The 15,376-nt window shown below is 73.8% G+C and carries 13 protein-coding genes; 4 read left to right on the top strand and 9 right to left on the bottom strand.

Features of this window, described 5'->3' with window-relative positions; genetic code table 11:
- Positions 1–98: 98 nt before the first annotated feature.
- Positions 99–1,703: a protein kinase domain-containing protein gene (locus ACY1JF_RS10095; protein ID WP_462704665.1), complete on the bottom strand. Its 1,605-nt coding sequence runs from the start codon at positions 1,701–1,703 to the stop codon at positions 99–101.
- 682 nt (positions 1,704–2,385) lie between these two features.
- Positions 2,386–2,928 carry a bacterial proteasome activator family protein gene (locus ACY1JF_RS10090; RefSeq protein WP_462704664.1) on the bottom strand — a complete coding sequence of 181 codons (543 nt, stop codon included), beginning with the start codon at positions 2,926–2,928 and terminating at the stop codon, positions 2,386–2,388.
- A gap of 255 nt (positions 2,929–3,183) precedes the next feature.
- Here ACY1JF_RS10090 and ACY1JF_RS10085 point away from each other — a divergent pair, with 255 nt between their 5' ends.
- Entirely contained in the window at positions 3,184–3,756 is a 573-nt protein-coding gene (locus ACY1JF_RS10085; RefSeq protein WP_462704663.1) for a hypothetical protein, read from the top strand.
- A 32-nt stretch (positions 3,757–3,788) separates the two neighbouring features.
- Here ACY1JF_RS10085 and ACY1JF_RS10080 read toward each other — a convergent pair whose 3' ends face one another.
- Complete coding sequence (locus ACY1JF_RS10080) at positions 3,789–4,769, bottom strand: NAD(P)H-quinone oxidoreductase (protein WP_462704662.1); 981 nt, start codon at positions 4,767–4,769, stop codon at positions 3,789–3,791.
- A 269-nt stretch (positions 4,770–5,038) separates the two neighbouring features.
- Between ACY1JF_RS10080 and ACY1JF_RS10075 the strand changes: the two genes are divergently transcribed.
- A complete protein-coding gene (locus ACY1JF_RS10075) occupies positions 5,039–6,097 on the top strand; it encodes an ATP-binding cassette domain-containing protein (RefSeq protein ID WP_462704661.1) in 1,059 nt (352 codons plus the stop codon).
- The gene (locus ACY1JF_RS10070; protein ID WP_462704660.1) at positions 6,094–6,942 is read left to right on the top strand and encodes an ABC transporter permease; all 849 of its coding nucleotides are present in this window, start codon (positions 6,094–6,096) and stop codon (positions 6,940–6,942) included. The genes ACY1JF_RS10075 and ACY1JF_RS10070 overlap by 4 nt, the downstream gene beginning before the upstream one ends.
- A 13-nt stretch (positions 6,943–6,955) precedes the next feature.
- Here the strand turns inward: ACY1JF_RS10070 and ACY1JF_RS10065 are convergent, their stop codons facing one another.
- The 6 genes from ACY1JF_RS10065 to pdhA form a co-directional block, all read right to left on the bottom strand.
- On the bottom strand, positions 6,956–8,053 hold the full coding sequence (locus ACY1JF_RS10065) for a potassium channel family protein (RefSeq protein ID WP_462704659.1): 1,098 nt from the start codon (positions 8,051–8,053) through the stop codon (positions 6,956–6,958).
- Positions 8,050–9,750, bottom strand: a complete 1,701-nt coding sequence (locus ACY1JF_RS10060; protein ID WP_462704658.1) for a molybdopterin molybdotransferase MoeA — start codon at positions 9,748–9,750, stop codon at positions 8,050–8,052. The genes ACY1JF_RS10065 and ACY1JF_RS10060 overlap by 4 nt, the downstream gene beginning before the upstream one ends.
- A complete protein-coding gene (locus ACY1JF_RS10055) occupies positions 9,747–10,718 on the bottom strand; it encodes an NTP transferase domain-containing protein (RefSeq protein ID WP_462704657.1) in 972 nt (323 codons plus the stop codon). Before ACY1JF_RS10055 ends, ACY1JF_RS10060 begins: the two co-directional genes overlap by 4 nt.
- Positions 10,719–10,844: 126 nt before the next feature.
- Positions 10,845–12,359, bottom strand: coding sequence for a dihydrolipoamide acetyltransferase family protein (locus tag ACY1JF_RS10050; protein WP_462704656.1), 1,515 nt, complete (start codon positions 12,357–12,359; stop codon positions 10,845–10,847).
- A complete protein-coding gene (locus ACY1JF_RS10045; RefSeq protein WP_462704655.1) occupies positions 12,359–13,366 on the bottom strand; it encodes an alpha-ketoacid dehydrogenase subunit beta in 1,008 nt (335 codons plus the stop codon). The genes ACY1JF_RS10050 and ACY1JF_RS10045 overlap by 1 nt, the downstream gene beginning before the upstream one ends.
- Positions 13,363–14,529, bottom strand: a complete 1,167-nt coding sequence (gene pdhA / locus ACY1JF_RS10040; protein WP_462704654.1) for a pyruvate dehydrogenase (acetyl-transferring) E1 component subunit alpha — start codon at positions 14,527–14,529, stop codon at positions 13,363–13,365. Before pdhA ends, ACY1JF_RS10045 begins: the two co-directional genes overlap by 4 nt.
- A 334-nt stretch (positions 14,530–14,863) precedes the next feature.
- Between pdhA and ACY1JF_RS10035 the strand changes: the two genes are divergently transcribed.
- The gene (locus ACY1JF_RS10035) at positions 14,864–15,370 is read left to right on the top strand and encodes an Lrp/AsnC family transcriptional regulator (protein ID WP_462704697.1); all 507 of its coding nucleotides are present in this window, start codon (positions 14,864–14,866) and stop codon (positions 15,368–15,370) included.
- The last annotated feature ends 6 nt before the right edge of the window (positions 15,371–15,376 follow it).

Genomic DNA, 15,376 nt, shown 5'->3' with positions numbered 1-15,376 from the left:
TTCCCGACCGGTACCGCCGGGCCGGGAACCTGTCGGTGCCGGCGCGGGGTTCCCGGCCGGTGCCGGCGGGCGCGAGGTCCCCGCCGGTGCCGGGTGGCTCAGCCGCCCAGACCGCCCAGGCCGTCGTCTTCCTCGCCGCCGTCGCCGCTGCCGCCGTCGTCGGTCGCGGTGGCCGTGGGCTGGGTGCCCCCGGTCTCCCCGCCGTCGCCGCCGGTGTCGTCGGTCGCGGTGTCCGTGGGCTGGACGCCCCCGGTCTCCTCGCCCGTCGGCTCCACGCTGGTCTCCTGGGACTGCGTCGCGGACGGCGTCCACGACTGCTGGTACGACGGCGTCGACCAACTGCCCCCGCTGCCGCTGCCGCTGCCGGTGCCGGTGTCCGTCTCGTCGGTGGCCTCGTCGGTCGGCGACTCCGAGGTCTTCTCCTCGCCGGTGCTCTGCGTGGCGCTCGGCGACGTGGAGGTGTCGGTCTTGCCGCCGCTCTCGTCCCCGCCCTGGTTCATCGCCAGCGCGACGCCGCCCGCGATGGCGATCACCGCGAGCACGGCCAGGATCCACAGCTTGCCCCGGCCGCTGCCCCGGTTCCCGTGCCCCTCGAAGCCGCCGTCGTCGCCGCCGCCGTAGCCGCCCGGCAGGATCGGCTGGGGGATCTGCGCGGTGCCCGAGTGGTCGGGGTGCGGCAGCGCGGTCGTGCCGGCCATCCCCAACCCGGCCGTGGGCGTCTGCCGCCCGTCGTGGGTGACCGGGCCGGTGTTCCAGGTGCCGGTGTGGCCGCCCTGGTCGTACAGCATCTGCAGCGCGTACTGGACCAGTCCGCGCATCTCCTCGGCGGTCTGGAAGCGGTCGTCGGGCTCCTTGGCCAGCGAGCGCATGACGAGCCCGTCCAGCTCCGGCGGGACCGCGTCGGAGACCTCGGACGGGGGCGTCGGGATGTCCTGGACGTGCTGGTAGACCACCGACAGCGGGGTTTCGCCGGTGAACGGCGGGCGCAGCGCGAGGAGTTCGTAGAGCAGGCAGCCGGTGGCGTACAGGTCGGAGCGGTGGTCGACGGCCTTGCCGAGGGCCTGCTCCGGGGAGAGGTACTGCGGGGTGCCCATGACCATGCCGGTCTGCGTCATCGTCGTCGACGCCCCGTGCAGGGCGCGGGCGATGCCGAAGTCCATCACCTTCACGGCGCCGCTGTTGGTGATGATGACGTTGGCCGGCTTGATGTCGCGGTGCACGATGCCGTGCTGGTGCGAGTAGGCCAGCGCCTCCAGGACGCCGGAGACGATGATCAGCGCCTGCTCGGGGCCGGGCGCCTCGGCGTTGAGGAGGAGGTCGCGGATGGTGCGGCCCTCGACGATCTCCATGACGATGTACGGCACGGACTGGCCGCCGACGAAGTCCTCGCCGGAGTCGTACACGGCGACGATCGCGTGGTGGTTGAGCCCGGCCACGGACTGCGCCTCGCGCGTGAAGCGGGCCTTGGAGACCGGGTCCTCGGCGAGGTCGGCACGGAGCAGCTTGACCGCCACGGTGCGTCCCAGGCGGACGTCCTCCGCGGCGAACACCTCGGCCATGCCGCCCCGCCCGAGTCTGCGGGTCAGCCGGTACCGGCCGTCGCCGACCAACCCGCCGTTGCCCCAGGTCTCCGGCGCGTCCGACATACCGCCGCCAGTCGCCTCGGGTTCGGACGGGCCCTGAGCGCGCTGCTGCTGTGCCATCAGTCCTCGCCGTCGTTTCTGCCCGCGGTACGCGCGGTGTTGTGTCACGGTCTCCGTCGGCCACGCTACAGCCTCCGCGCAAGCCTCCGGTCCGCAATGGGCGCCGGGCCCGGCACGTGACGGACCGGTCATGAAACCGTGTTTCCGTACGGTCGTGCAAATTCTGTGTACCGTCCGCACCCGCGCCGTAACGCATCCATGACGCTTCCTTCGCGTACGGTCACGGATCGGGCACCGCGCTTGACGTGTCGAGGCCCTTCGGCAGACTGGGCGGAACCGCGGATTGGATCAAGTTTTCCCCGCCGCGGGTTCTGGCGGAGTCACATCGCCGTAAGTGACCTTCGCCACGGTCCGGGTCACGCCGGTGGGCGTGGTCACCGGCGGCTCGCCGTGCGCCGGAACGTACACCGCACGCCGGACCGCACGACCCGGGGGCCGTGGGACCCCGGTACCGCAGAGCCCGGTACCGCAGAGCCCGGGGAGACCGAGAACCCGGAACGGGTCCGAGCGCCCCGGAACGAATGCGAGGGCCTCAGAGGACCGGAACAGGCCCCGGAAGCCCGGAACGGCCCGGAACAGCCCGAGAGGAACCGGGAGAGCCGCTCCGGGAACGCCGAAGACCCGGCAGTCCTCGCTGCCGGGCCTCACGGGGTCGGTGGTCCAGGGGGCGGGGCGGCGGGGTCTAGAGGTACGGCCCGCCCGAGCGACCGCCCGGGTGGGGGCCTTCCTCGGCGTCGCCGATGCCGGGCGGGAGGGCGCGGCGCATCTGCTCCAACTGGGCACGGGCGGCCATCTGCTGGGCGAACAGGGTGGTCTGGATCCCGTGGAACAGCCCCTCCAGCCAGCCCACCAACTGCGCCTGGGCGATCCGCAGTTCCGCGTCGCTGGGGGTCGCCTCCTCCGTGAAGGGCAGGGACAGCCGCTCCAGTTCCTCCACCAGCTCCGGCGCGAGACCGTCCTCCAGCTCCTTCACCGAGCTGGAGTGGATCTCCTTGAGCCGGGCCCGGCTGGCGTCGTCCAGGGGAGCGGCGCGCACCTCCTCCAGAAGCTGCTTGATCATGCTGCCGATGCGCATGACCTTCGCGGGCTGCTCGACCTGGTCCGTCACCGGGGTCTCCCGGGCGTCCTCGTCTCCGTCACCGCCGCCGTTGAGCGCCATGCCGTCCCGGCCGACGACCAGGATCTGGGGGTTCTCCGACGACCTGTCGTTCCTCGGCATCTCCATGCCGTCATTCTCTCGCACGCCCGCACCGCGTCACCGGGGTGCCCCTGCCCGAACCGGGTCTCCCGCGTTCGGCTCCACCCGGAATGCCGGAATGGTCGGCGGGTGTGACGCTTGTTCCGTCGATCTTGACGACAGGGACGACAGGTACGACAGGGCGACGGCCACGACGGCCACGACGGCCACGACAGCCCTGACCACCACGACGAGTACGACGAGTACGACGAGTACGACGGCTACCGGGAGGGGGTCACCGGTGTGACTCCACGTCTGCACGCACTGCGGGTCACGGCACTGGCCGGGTCCCTGGCACTGAGCGCGGTCGTGTCCCCCTGCGCGGCGAGCGCGACCGGCGCGGCGCACGGCCCGGGACCCGCGCCGCCGCACGCGGTGGCGTCCACCCCGCCGGCCACGCGTTCCGCCCGGCCCTCGCCTCCGGCCCCCTCACGGTCCGCGAAAGCCTCTCCCGAGGCCCGCGCCGAACCCTCCCGCGCCGGGAGCAGGGCCGGCGAGGGGCGGCAGCGGCCGGGCCGGCAGGGGGACGCGGAGGCGGAGGCGGAGGAGACGAGGGACGCGGACGCCGGGCCCGGGGAGAAGGGAAGGGGCGACAGCGCCGGACCGGTCGGCCCAGGCGACGCCTCGGCAGGACCGGGGGAGGCCGGACTGGCGCCTTCCGAGACTCCGGCACGCCGTCCCGTCCCCCGGCCCGTCGCGCACACCGAGGACGAGTCCGGGCCCGCCCCGCGGATCCTGCCGCTGGGCAGCGGGCTGGTCCTGGTCGGACTCGGCCTGGTCCTCGCCTTCGTCGGTCTCCGGCTGCGCCGGACATGAGCGGGGCGAGCGCGACACCCGTACCGCGGCCGTTACGGCGCGACCAGCAGCACCTTGCCGATGTGGCCGCTCTCCTCGACGACCCGGTGGGCGGCGGACGCGTCGCTCATCGGCATCTCCCGGTCGACGATCGGGCGCACGCGGCCCTCGGCGAGGAGCGGCCAGACGTGCTCGCGCACGGCCGCCACGACGGCCGCCTTCTCCTCCTGGGGGCGGGCGCGCAGCCCCGCGGCGGTCACGGCGGCGCGTTTGGCGAGGAGCGCGCCGATGTCCAGCTCGGCCTTCCGGCCGCCCTGCATGCCGATGATCGCCAGCCGGCCGTTGAAGTTGAGCGCCCGCACGTTGCGGTCCAGGTACTTGGCGCCCATGTTGTCGAGGATGACGTCGGCACCGGCGCCGTCCGTGGCCCGCTTGACCTCGGTGACGAAGTCCTGCTCCCGGTAGTTGATGAGGATGTCGGCGCCCAGCTCGGCGCAGCGCTCCAGCTTCTCGCCGGTGCCCGCCGTCACGGCGACCTTGGCGCCGACCGCCTTGGCGAGCTGGATCGCCATGGTGCCGATGCCGCTGGAGCCGCCGTGCACGAGGAAGGTCTCACCGGGACGGAGGTGGGCGATCATGAAGACGTTCGACCAGACGGTGCAGACCACCTCGGGCAGCGCGGCGGCGTGCTTCAGGCCGACGCCCTCGGGCACCGGCAGCAGCTGCCCGGCCGGGACGACGACCTTCTGGGCGTAGCCGCCGCCCGCCAGCAGCGCGCACACCTCGTCGCCCACGGACCAGCCGAAGACGCCGGTGCCGAGGGCGGCGACGCGTCCGGAGCACTCCAGGCCGGGGTAGGGGGACGCGCCGGGCGGGGGCGGGTAGAAACCCTGCCGCTGCATGATGTCGGCCCGGTTGACGGCGCTGGCCGTCACCTCGACGAGGACCTCGCCCTCACCGGGCACGGGGTCGGGGACCTCGGCCCAGACCAGCGCCTCGGGGCCTCCGGGTTCGGGGATCGTGATCGCATGCATGAAGGGGACGCTACCCCCGGGCGCCCCGCCGGACCCTCCCGACCCGGCCGCCCACCTCCCGCCTCCCGCCTCCCGCCGGCTTTCCCTTCCCGCCGGCTTCCTCCTCCCACCGGCTTTCCCCTCCCGCCGGCTTCCTCCTCCCGCCCGTACGGACACGGCCCCCGGCCGGTCGGCCACCCCTCTTGGAAAACCCCGTGCGCGAGCGATGAGTCCGCGGGACGGTGAAGGTCTCCCCATGCGTGGGCCAAGAACGCGGAAGGACTCTCAGCATGAGCACGCAGCCGTCCGGCCTCGCGATCGAAACCGAGGGCCTGGTGAAGACGTTCGGCGAGACCCGTGCCGTCGACGGGGTGGACCTGCGGGTGCCGGCCGGCACGGTCTACGGCGTCCTCGGTCCGAACGGGGCCGGCAAGACCACCGCGGTGAGGATCCTCGCGACGCTGCTGCGGCCGGACGGCGGCCGCGCCCAGGTCTTCGGCCACGACGTGGTCCGCGAGGCGGACGAGGTACGCGGCCGGGTGAGCCTCACCGGACAGTACGCGTCCGTGGACGAGGACCTCACCGGCACCGAGAACCTGGTCCTGCTCGGCCGGCTCCTCGGCCACGGCAGGACGGCCGCCCGACGGCGCTCCGGGGAACTGCTCGAAGCCTTCGGACTGACGGACGCGGCCTCCCGGCGGGTCAAGCACTACTCCGGCGGCATGCGGCGCCGCATCGACATCGCCGCGTCCATCCTCAACACTCCCGACCTCCTCTTCCTGGACGAGCCGACCACCGGCCTGGACCCGCGCAGCCGCAACCAGGTGTGGGACATCGTGCGCGCGGTCGTCGCCCAGGGCACCACCGTGATGCTGACCACCCAGTACTTGGACGAGGCCGACCAGCTGGCCGCCCGGATCGCCGTCATCGACAGGGGCAAGGTGATCGCCGAGGGGACCAAGGGGGAGCTGAAGGCGTCCGTCGGCGCCGGTTCCGTCCATCTGCGGCTGCGCGACGCGGGGCGGCGGTCCGACGCCGAGCGGATCCTGCGCGACCTGCCGGCCGCCGAAGTACGGCTGGAGGGCGATCCGGTGGCGCTGACCGCCCGGCTGAGCGCGGCGGCCGGGGACACCGCCGCCGACCAGGCCGCCCGCGCGCTCACCGCGCTGACCCGGGCCGGCGTCACCGTCGACGACTTCTCCCTGGGGCAGCCCAGCCTCGACGAGGTCTTCCTGGCCCTGACCGGCCACGGCACCGGACAGGACACGGTCCCGGACACCGGCGGAGGCACGGACAGCACGGACAGCACGGACGGCACGAAGGGCACGAAGGGCGAGGTGGCGGCATGAGTACGGTCACGAGCGCCGGGAGCAAGGAGCCGGCACCGGTCAGCGCCGAGTCCCTGGCCACCCTGCTGGTCGCCGGGGAACGGCCCCCGCGGCCCAGTTCCCTGTCGGCGTCGCTGACGTTCGGCTGGCGCGCGATGCTCAAGATCAAGCACGTGCCGGAGCAGCTCTTCGACGTCACCGCGTTCCCGATCATGAACCTGCTGATGTTCACGTACCTCTTCGGCGGCGCGCTGGCCGGTTCACCGGGCGACTACATCCAGTTCGTGCTGCCCGGCATCCTGGTGATGTCGGTGGTCATGATCACCATGTACACCGGGGTGTCGGTGAACACCGACATCGAGAAGGGCGTCTTCGACCGCTTCCGCTCGCTGCCGGTCTGGCGGCCGGCCGCGATGGTCGGCTACCTGCTCGGAGACGCCCTGCGCTACACCATCGCCTCCGTGGTGATGCTCGTCGTCGGGCTGGTCCTCGGTTACCGGCCCGGCGGCGGGGTCGACGGCGTGGTCACCGGGATCGCCCTGCTGCTGGTGTTCTCGTTCGCCTTCTCGTGGATCTGGACGATGTTCGGTCTGATGCTGCGCACCGAGAAGGCGGTGATGAGCGTCAGCATGATGGTGATCTTCCCGCTCACCTTCCTCTCCAACGTCTTCGTCGCCCCGTCGACCATGCCCGGCTGGTTGCAGGCGTTCGTCAACAACAGCCCGATCACCCACGTGGCCTCCGCGGTGCGCGGCCTGCTGGCGGGCGACTGGCCGGCCGACGAGATCGCCTGGTCACTGGGCTGGTCGGCACTGCTCCTGCTGGTCTTCGGCCCGATCACGATGCGGCTCTACAACCGCAAGTGACCCGCCCGGCCGGTCAGTCCCTGGGCAGGGGACGGGCGTCCGGCGCGACCTGTGTGCCGGGCGTCGCCCGGACGATCGTGATCAACCGGTCCGTCAGTTCCAGCCCGCCGACGGCGGGGTCGTCGTAACCGAGCACCCGGTGTCCGCGCAGGACGCTCACCACCAGGTCCTCGACTTCCCTCGGCCCCCGGCCCACCTCGGCCTTTATGACGGGACGTTCGACTATGTCGAGTCCGCTGCCCTGGCTGATGAGGTCCTCCATCACCATGCCGGCGGCGGGGCTGAGCACGGAGAGCCCGAGCAGCCGGCCCGCGGCGCTGGCGCTGGTGATCACGGCGTCGGCACCGGACTGCTTCAGCAGCGGCGCGTTCTCCTCCTCGCGGACCGCGGCCACGATCTTGGCGCCCTTGTTGAGCTGCCGGGCCGTCAGCGCGACCAGCACCGCCGTGTCGTCGCGCTGGGTCGCGATGATGATCTGCCGCGCCTTGTGCACCTCGGCCCGCTTGAGCACCTCGCTGCGGGTGGCATCGCCTATCACCCCGGCGAAGCCGTCGGCGGTGGCGGCCTCGATCGCCTTGCCGCTCGGATCGACCACCACCACCTGCTCCTTCCGCAGCCCCGTCGCGCAGACGGTCCGGGCCGCCGACCTGCCCTTCGTGCCGAAGCCGACGACGACGGTGTGATCGCGCAAGGTGGACCTCCAGCGGTTCAGTCGCCATTCCTCCCGGGTGCGTTCGGTGAGGGCTTCCAGCGTGGTGCCGACCAGGATGATCAGGAACAGCACGCGCAGGGGCGTGATGACGAAGATGTTGGTCAGCCGGGCGGCGTCACTGACCGGTGTGATGTCGCCGTACCCGGTGGTGGAGAGGGTGACGGTCGCGTAGTAGAACGCGTCGAGGAGATCGACGGAACCGTCGGAGTTGTCGTTGTAGCCGTCGCTGTCGGCCCACACGATGAACGCGGTCGCCACCAGGACGACCAGAGCCCAGGAGAGCCGCTTCCCGACCTGGCGGAACGGGTGCTCCACCAGCTTCCTCGGGAGCCTCACCTTATGGGTCACGAGATGTTCGTCCGCCTGGCGCGCGATCGCGTCCTGGCCGGGAAGTTTCACGTGAAACACACTCCGATTCCGCCGGTGGCCCAGGGCAGGCCGAGCATCTCGGCCTCCTGACCCGGCCGTACCCCACCCGGCGGTACGACCGCCAGGGCGTCGGCGGCCGCGATCCCCCGCAGCATGGCCGGTCCGTTGTAGTGCAGCGGCACGGCGCCGTCGCCCCGCAGGGCCACGGGGACGAGCCGGGTGTCGTGCGGGTGGCCGTGCGCCTCGCCGCGCAGCGGCAGGGAGGACGGCTCCGGGGCCGGACGGGCCGCCAGGGCTCGCAGCAGGGGCTGGACGAGCGTGAGCAGCCCGGAGACGGCGGCCAGGGGGTTGCCGGGCAGCCCCACGAGGTGCTGGTCCTCCCCGGTCCGCGCCAGCAGCATGGGGTGACCGGGCCGCACCTGGACGCCGTCCACCAGGAGGTCGGCGCCGACGCGGCGCAGCGTGGGGTGGACGTGGTCGACCGGACCCCCGGCGGTCCCGCCGGTCGTCACGACGAGGTCGGCGCCGGACGCGGTGACCGCCCGGCGCAGGGCTTCGGCGTCGTCGCCGAGCCGGCGCACCGCGATCACCTCGGCGCCCAGCGCCCGCAGCCAGGAGGGGAGCATCGGGCCGAGCGCGTCACGGATGAGGCCCTCGTGCGGCAGCCCCTCGGTGAGCAGTTCGTCGCCCAGGACCAGTACCTCGGCGCGGGGGCGGGGCACCACGGTGAGCGCGTCGTACCCGGCCGCCGCGGCCAGTCCCAGCACCGCCGGGGTGACCAGGGCGCCGGCCGGCAGGAGCTGATCACCGCGGCCGCACTCCTGGCCGCGTGGACGGATGTCCTGGCCGTGTACGACCGCGCGGGTGGCGTGCAGCCGGTTCCGGGTGCCGGTCCGGCCGTGCTCGCTGCGGAGTACGGCCGTGGTGCCTGCCGGGACACGGGCACCGGTCGCGATCCGTACGGCCTCGCCGTCGGCGAGCGGCGGATGCGCGGCGTGGCCCGCGAGAACGCCCTCCTCGCGCACGGCCCAGGGCCCGGGGCCCGCGACCGCCCAGCCGTCCATCGCCGAGGTGTCGAAGGAGGGCAGATCGGTGAGGGCCGCGAGGGGCGCGGCCAGGGTGAGTCCGAGGGCCGCGTCGACGGGGACGGAGACCGGCGACCGGCCGGCAGCGCGGACCCCGGTCCGGCCGGCCCGCCCGGCGGTCGTCCGCGCGTCGGGCCAAGGGGTGGCGTGGTGGCGTGAGCCGTTCCGGCGGGGGGCCGGAGGAGGGTCATTTCGGCGGAGGTCATCCCGGTGGGGGGCCGGGCGGGGATCGTCTCGGCGGGGGGTCCGGCGGGTGCCGGCCACGTGGTCGGCGCGGTTGTCGCCGCGATGGCCACCACCGTGGCCGCCACCGTGGCCACCTCGGTCGTCACCACGGTCGTCGCCTCGGTCGTCACCACGGTTGTCACCACTGTGGCCGGCCTGGTCGTCGCTAACGTGGCCGGTCCGGTCGTCACCACCATGGCCGGCCTGGTCGTCGTCCCAGTGGTCGACCCGCTCCTCAGCCCGCGCGTCATCCCGCTCACCGGCCCGGCGGTCCTGCCGCTGAGGCCCGCGTGCGGGTTCGCAGCCGCGATCGTGATCGTCGGAGACGGGACCGCGGTTGTCGCTCACGAGGGCGAGTGCCTCCTCGACGTCGAGGTCCTCGGCGTCCAGCCCCGTCCCGCCGGAGCGGGCGGTCATCCGGCGTCCGGACGGCCGCCGGGGGCGGCGTCGGCCGCACCAGTGCCCGCGCCCGGGGGCGCGGCCGTCGTCCCGGAGGCGCCTTCCTCCTCCCAGCGCAGGGCGAGCGCCACGGCCTTGCGGGCGGCCTCGGCGACGGCTTCCGGTCCACCGCCCGCCCGTGCGGCCGCGTAGCCGACGAGGAAGGTGGTCAGCGGGGCGGCGGGCCTGGCCACGCCGTGGGCGGCGTCGCGGGCCAGGTCGAGCAGGACGGCGGTGTCGACGTCGAGATCGATGCCCAGTTCGTCCTTGGCGGCGGAAATCCATTCATCCAACACGTGCCCATGCTCCCTGATGCGTGCCCTAGCGGTGGCGATGTCGTCCCAGGTGTCGCAGTCGAAGGACGCGACGGGATCGGGGACGCGAACGAGCCGCAGCCCCCCGGTCAGCCGACGCAGGGGCAGCCCGGTGAGCCCTGCGTGCGCGGTGGCCAGTGCGGCGAGTTCGCGGCGGAGCGCGGACGCCCGGTACGCGGCGACGAGGGGCTGGTCGCGCCCGTCGGCGTCGGTGAGCAGCGCGCCCTCGACGGTGGCGGAACCCGTGGCGAGAGCCGCCACCAGGCGTTCCACGGTCGCCTCGTGAAGGAACGGCAGGTCGGCCGAGAGCACGACGACGTACTCCGCCGTCGTGTGGTCCAGTCCCGCCGCGAGTGCGGCGACCGGTCCTCCGCCGGGCGGATCCTCACGGGCCCAGACGACGGGCCGTACGGTCGGCCGCGGACCGGCGACGACCACGGTGGCCGAGGCTTTGGCACAGGCGGTCAGCACCCGGTCGAGCAGCGCGCGCCCGCCGATCCGGACGCCGGGCTTGTCCGCGCCGCCGAGCCGCCGGGCGGCACCACCGGCCAGCACGACGGCGTCGTGGACGACGGGGGCGGCCCCCGCCCCGGGGACACCGCCGGGGCGGCCGGAGGACTCGTACGCGCTCACCCCCCGAGTATGCGTGCCGGGGGGATCCCAGGGAACGCGGGGGACCCCCCGACCGGAACCACCGGAACCACCGGGTCGGCCGGAACAGCCGGGACAGCCGGGACAGCCGGGACAGCCGCGATGCGGTCAGAGCGCGCGCAGCAGGACCGCCGGCTGTTCCACGCAGTCCGCGACGTACCGCAGGAACCCGCCCGCCGTGCCGCCGTCGCACACCCGGTGGTCGAAGGTGAGCGACAGCTGGACGACCTGCCGCACCGCCAGTTCCCCTTCGTGCACCCAGGGTTTGGCCGCGATCCGGCCGACACCGAGCATGGCTGCCTCGGGATGGTTGAGGATCGGTGTGGAGCCGTCGACGCCGTACACGCCGTAGTTGTTCAGCGTGAAGGTGGAGCCGGTGACATCGGCGGGGGCCAGGGTGCCGGCGCGGGCGGCCCCGGTCAGCCGGGCCAGCTCGACGGTGAGGGACTCGGTGTCCCGCGTGTGCGCGTCGCGGACCACCGGCACCACCAGGCCCCGGTCGGTCTGCGCGGCGAAGCCGAGGTGGACGCGGTCGAGCCGGACGATCTCCCGGGCCCGGGCGTCGACGGTGGCGTTCAGCTCGGGGAAGCGGGCGAGGGCGGCGGTGCAGATCCGGGCCAGCAGGGCGAGCAGGGAGATCTTCGGTTCCCGGGCCGCGTTCATCGCGGCGCGCGCCCGGGTCAGCTCGGTGGCGTCGGCGTCCACCCAGACGGTCGCGTCCGGTATCTCGCGCCGGCTGCGGGTGAGCTTGTCGGCGGCGGCACCCCGGACGCCCTTGAGCGGGACGCGGTGTCCGGCCGCGGGGGCGGTCTCCTGCCGGGCGGGCGCCTGTGCCGCGCGTGCGTCGGGCTCACCGCGCGCCGCCGCCGTACGGCCCTGCGCGGCGGCGGCGCGCAGCGCGTACTCCACGTCGGCGCGCAGGATCAGCCCGTCCGGTCCGGAACCGGGCAGCTCGCGCAGGTCCAGGCCGTTCTGCCGGGCCAGTCGGCGCACCAGCGGGGAGATGACGGGCACCGGTCCCTCGGCCCGCTCGGCGTCCACCGCCCGGCCGTTCACCCGGTCCGGGGGTATGCCCGGGGGCACCGGCTCCCCGGTCCGCACCCGGCGCCGCCGCGCGGGAGCCCGCGCGGTCCCGTACCCCACGAGCACCTGGCCCGAGCCCTCGTCCCGGCCCCCGGCACCCCCGGCGGCACCTTCCGCATCCGCACCGGCCCCGACCCCGACCCGCGCACCCGCATGCGCGCCGTCACCGTCGCCCTCACCCTCGGCGGCGCCGTCACCGTCACCATTGCCGTCACCGGCACCACCGGCACCGCGACCACCGACACCACCGACACCACCGACACCGTCACCGTCACCGTCACCGCCAGAACGGTCACCGCCGGTCACCGTCAGCAGCGGCGCCCCGACCGGCACCTCCGCGCCCTCGTCGCCGAAGCGCTCGGTGACGACCCCGGCGTAGGGACAGGGCACCTCCACCATCGCCTTGGCCGTCTCGACCTCGACGACCGGCTGGTCGACGGCGACGACGTCACCGACCTCGACCATCCAGCGCACGATCTGCGCCCCGGTGAGCCCCTCACCGAGGTCGGGGAGCCTGAACTCCCTCTCCTGTGCTGCCATCAGCTCTCGGCCTCCCATTGCAGACGCCCCACCGCGTCCAGGACACGGTCCACACCGGGCAGGTGGTGGCGCTCCAGCATCGGCGGCGGATACGGGATGTCGAACCCGGCCACCCGCAGCACCGGCGCTTCCAGGTGGTGGAAGCAGCGCTCGGTGATCCGGGCCGCGATCTCCCCGCCCGGACCGCCGAAGGAGCCCGACTCGTGGACGACGACCGCGCGTCCCGTCCGCCGCACCGAGGCGCACACCGTCTCGTCGTCGAACGGCACCAGCGAGCGCAGGTCGACGACTTCGAGGTCCCAGCCCTCGGCCCGGGCCGCCTCCGCCGCCTCCAGGCAGACGGGCAGGGACGGTCCGTACGTGATGAGTGTGGCGCTCCGCCCCGAGCGCCGCACCACCGCGCGGCCTATCGGTTCAACGGGTGCCGGCTCCTCGGGGTTCCAGGCGTCCTTGGCCCAGTACAGCCGCTTGGGTTCCAGGAAGACCACCGGGTCGTCGGAGGCCACGGCCGCGCGCAGCAGCCCGTAGGCGTCGGCGACGGTCGCGGGCGTGACGACGTGCAGGCCGGGGGTGGCCAGGTAGTACGCCTCGGAGGAGTCGCTGTGGTGCTCGACGCCGCCGATGCCGCCGCCGTAGGGGATGCGGACGGTCAGCGGGAGGGGCATCGCCCCGCGCGTGCGGTTGCGCATCCGCGAGACGTGGGAGACGAGCTGTTCGAACGCCGGGTAGGCGAAGGCGTCGAACTGCATCTCCACCACCGGGCGCAGCCCGTACATCGCCATGCCGACGGCCGTGCCGAGGATGCCGGCCTCGGCGAGCGGCGTGTCCGTGCAGCGGTCCTCGCCGAACTCCTTCGCGAGTCCGTCGGTGACCCGGAAGACACCGCCGAGCGTGCCGACGTCCTCGCCCAGGACGTGGACGGCCGGATCGGCGGCCATGGCGTCGCGCAGCGCGCGGGTGAGGGCCTGGGCCATGGTGGCCGGCCGGGCGGCGACGGTGGTGGTCATCGCGCCGCCCCTTCCGGCCCGGCCCCGACCGCGGCACCCGCCTGCGCCTCGGCGTCCAGCTCCGCTCGCAGCAGCTCCCGCTGCTCGCGCAGTTGCGGGGTCGGTTCGGCGTAGACGTGGTCGAACAGGTCCATGGGGTCCAGCCGCGGGTCCTGGTGCATCCGGTCGCGCAGGCCGGCGGCGAGCGCCTCGGCGTCCTCGCGAGCGGCCCGTGCGGTGTCCTCGTCGAGCAGTCCGCGCCGGGTCAGTTCGCGCTCCAGGAGGTCGACCGGGTCGTGCCCGCGCCAGGCGGCGACCTCGGCGTCGCCGCGGTAGCGGGTCGCGTCGTCGGCGTTGGTGTGGGCCTCCAGGCGGTACGTGATCGCCTCCACCAGGACCGGGCCGCCGCCCTCGCGCGCGTGCCGTACGGCCTCGGAGAGTACCTCGTGCACGGCGACGGCGTCGTTGCCGTCGACCAGGCGGCCGGGCATGCCGTAGCCGACGGCCTTGTGGGCCAGCGACGGGGCCGCGGTCTGCTTGGCGAGCGGGACGGAGATCGCGAAGCCGTTGTTCTGGACGAGGAAGACGACCGGCGCGCGCTGGACGGCGGCGAAGTTCAGCGCCTCGTGGAAGTCGCCCTCGCTGGTGCCGCCGTCGCCGACCATGGCCAGCGCGACCACGTCGTCGCCCTTGAGGCGGGCGGCGTGCGCGAGGCCGACGGCGTGCGGCAGCTGGGTGGCGAGCGGCGTGCAGAGGGGGGCGACCCGGTGCTCGTAGGGGTCGTAGCCGGTGTGCCAGTCGCCGCGCAGCAGGGTGAGCGCCTGGACCGGATCGACGCCGCGGGCGATGACGGCGAGCGTGTCGCGGTAGCTGGGGAAGAGCCAGTCGCGGTCCTGGAGCACCAGCGCGGCGGCGACCTCGCAGGCCTCCTGCCCGGTGCTGGAGGGGTAGACAGCGAGCCGGCCCTGCTTGGTGAGGGCCGTGGCCTGCGCGTTGTACCGCCGGCCGGCCACCAGCCAGGTGTGCAGGGTCCGCAGCAGCCCGGGGTCGGTCCGGCCGGCCGCCCCGGTGCCCAGGACGCGGTACGGCTCGGTGTCGGGCAGCAGCGGCGCGGGGTCCGTACGGGGCTGCCAGGCGGGCGGCGGAGCGGGCCGGTACGCGTCGCGCTGCTGCGTGACCGTCATGACGGCACCTCCTCGTGGGAGTGGTTCGCGGCACCGCCACGGGTGTGACGGGTCTCACCTACCGATTGTTCGGTTGCCGGCACATTCTGGCTACAGCGGCCCCCAGGCTGTGGACAAACGGTTCTGCACAGCCTGAGATGGACGCAGTACGTCCATGGTGGAGAGGCGGGGGCAGATGGCAGCTGAACAAATGGCCGAGCGTCCAGGGGAGACCCCCACCCCGGGCACCCCCGCCCCGAACACCTTCGTTCCGAACACCCCCGTCACAGCCACCCCCGCCCCGGCGGTCCCCGCCCGGAACACCCCCACCACCGCGCCCACCACTGCCCCCGCCATCACCACCGCCACCACCACCGCCACGGACACCGCCCCGCTCTCGCCTCCCCCGCCGCCCCCGCGCCCCCTGGACGCCATCGACCAGGACATCCTGCGCATCCTCCAGGCCGACGGCCGCGCCTCGATCCGGTCGGTCGCCGAACGGGTCCACGTCTCCCGGGCCAACGCCTACGCCCGGATCAACCGGCTCGTCGAGGACGGCGTCATCCGCGGCTTCGGCGCCCGCGTCGACCACGAGCGCGCGGGACAGGGCACATCGGCGTACATCACCCTCAAGATCGTCCAGAACTCCTGGCGCACGGTGCGCGAGCAGCTGGAGGAGCTGCCCGGGGCCGCCCACATCGCCCTGGTGGGCGGCGACTTCGACGTCCTGCTGCTGGTGCACACGCCCGACAACCGCGCCCTGCGCGAGCTGGTCCTGACCCGTATCCAGGCGATCCCCCAGGTGCTCAGCACCCGCACCCTGCTGGTCTTCGAGGAACAGGACCTGGAGCCCCGCCCGTGACCCGAG

This window comes from Streptomyces sp. SYSU D01066-1 (genome assembly GCF_054956795.1).
Note: the sequence above shows the minus strand (reverse complement) of the source record. Positions and strands in the feature narration are given on the sequence as shown.